This window comes from Bacteroidota bacterium (assembly GCA_039714315.1).
GTDB lineage: Bacteria > Bacteroidota > Bacteroidia > Flavobacteriales > JADGDT01 > JADGDT01.
In genome coordinates this window covers 1-1,895 of the sequence record JBDLJM010000264.1, presented here as the reverse complement: position 1 = coordinate 1,895, position 1,895 = coordinate 1, and the positions used below count along the sequence as shown (strand labels likewise).

Genomic DNA, 1,895 nt, shown 5'->3' with positions numbered 1-1,895 from the left:
ATGTCTTATTATAAGGCTAATACTTTTGCTATTAAATGGGAATATCAGGATATGAATGCAGATGCCTTTGCCATGTTTAATTTAGATGAGGAAGGAAAAGCACAAGGTATAAAAATGAAAGGCATCTCACCAAATATAGATTTCAGCTATGATTTTCATGACCTCAATCTTAAGAGGAAAAAAAACAAGAAGGAATGATTGATAAAATAAAAGAACTCGAAAAGTTATCAAAGCTTTTAGACCCGATACAAAAACAAAGAGACGAATGGAATACTCAGGTTTTAAATTATTCCAATACTTTCATTAATAAATTGGATACAGGAAAAGCCTATTACTATTCCGAAAACGGTGGAAAAGATATTTACAATTTGGATATTACAGAAGAGGCAACCGAATTATCAACTTTATTAGAAAGCACTACTAAAAATATTGACGAAGTAGGGATAAATCCTGCCTCGGGTGGACATATGGGATATATACCAGGTGGAGGGCTCTACCCTTCTGCCCTGGGAGATTATATTGCGGCGGTCAACAATCGCTATGCAGGTATTTATTTTACATCACCCGGAGCTGTTCGTTTGGAGAACATGCTAGTTCGCTGGATGTGTCGTATAATGGGATATTCTGAAAATGCGATAGGTAATTTAACCTCTGGTGGTTCTGCTGCTAATTTAACTGCTATTGTAACTGCAAGAGAAACTTTTAAGCTCAAGGCCCATGACTTTCATAAATCGGTAATTTACTTATCGGAACAGGCACATCATTCTATACAAAAAGCTATTCGAATTGCCGGCTTAAATGAAGCTGTTTTAAGATATATTCCTTTAGATGATAATTTAAAAATTTCGGTAAGTGAGTTGGAAAATACTATTATCAAAGATAAAGAAAAAGGATTGAACCCTTTCTTTGTTGTTGCAACAGCGGGGACTACCAATACCGGAACTGTTGATCCAATAGAACCCATTTCTGATATTGCAAAAAGATACAATCTTTGGTTTCATGTTGATGCAGCCTACGGTGGTTTTTTCAAATTAGTATCAGAAATGCGTGAACAATTTAAAGGAATAGAAAATGCTGATTCTATCACCCTCGATCCTCATAAAACACTATTCTTACCTTTCGGAACCGGTGCTATTCTTATAAAAGACAAAGAAGCCATATTAAAGGCACATCACTATCTGGCCGATTATATGCAGGACACTATTGATGTTAACGAAGAAATTTCACCGGCAGATATATCACTAGAACTAACAAAACACTTTAGGGGTATGCGAATGTGGTTGCCTCTAAAAATGTTTGGTCTTAAATCATTTAGAGCTGCTCTTGAAGAAAAACTATACCTAACCCGTTATTTTTATAATGAAATACAAAAATTGGATGGTTTTAATGTAGGGCCGGAACCTGATCTTTCTGTAGCTATGTTTAGGTATGTTCCTAAATCCAAAAATGCTGATACTTTTAATAAGATGCTAATTCAGTATATACAAAAGGACGGTAGAATATTCCTGTCTTCTACTACTATTAATGGAATATACTGGATACGTGTTGCGGTCGTGACATTTAGAACACATTTAGAACAAATTGACCTTTTACTAAAGATTATTAAAGAGAAGGTTAAAGAAATAGAGACGAAGAACTTAAAGAAATAAAACACATAATTTATGGGCTTAAAATAGTGGAAACGTTAATAGAATAAATTATAGCTCACAAAAAATGAACAAAAATAATATACAAAAACATATCACATCTAATGAAATTGATAAGCTTGTAGCTAATGCAATGGCAAAATTTAATGTTGCCGGAGTAGCTGTCGGAATTGTAAAAGATGGAAAAATTATCCATACTAAAGGCTACGGAGTAAAATCCATAGAAACAAAAGAAGAAGTAAGCAAAAA

Annotated in this window: 3 protein-coding genes; all 3 read left to right on the top strand. The window is 33.9% G+C overall.

Annotated features, from left to right (window positions below):
- Positions 1 to 198, top strand: a 198-nt coding sequence (locus tag ABFR62_14195; GenBank protein ID MEN8139568.1) for a DUF3471 domain-containing protein, incomplete at its 5' end; no start/stop codon positions are given.
- Positions 195 to 1,649: an aminotransferase class V-fold PLP-dependent enzyme gene (locus ABFR62_14190; GenBank protein ID MEN8139567.1), complete on the top strand. Its 1,455-nt coding sequence runs from the start codon at positions 195 to 197 to the stop codon at positions 1,647 to 1,649. The genes ABFR62_14195 and ABFR62_14190, both read left to right, overlap by 4 nt.
- 64 nt (positions 1,650 to 1,713) lie before the next feature.
- Positions 1,714 to 1,895: hypothetical protein (locus ABFR62_14185; protein MEN8139566.1), on the top strand; the 182-nt coding region annotated here is incomplete at its 3' end.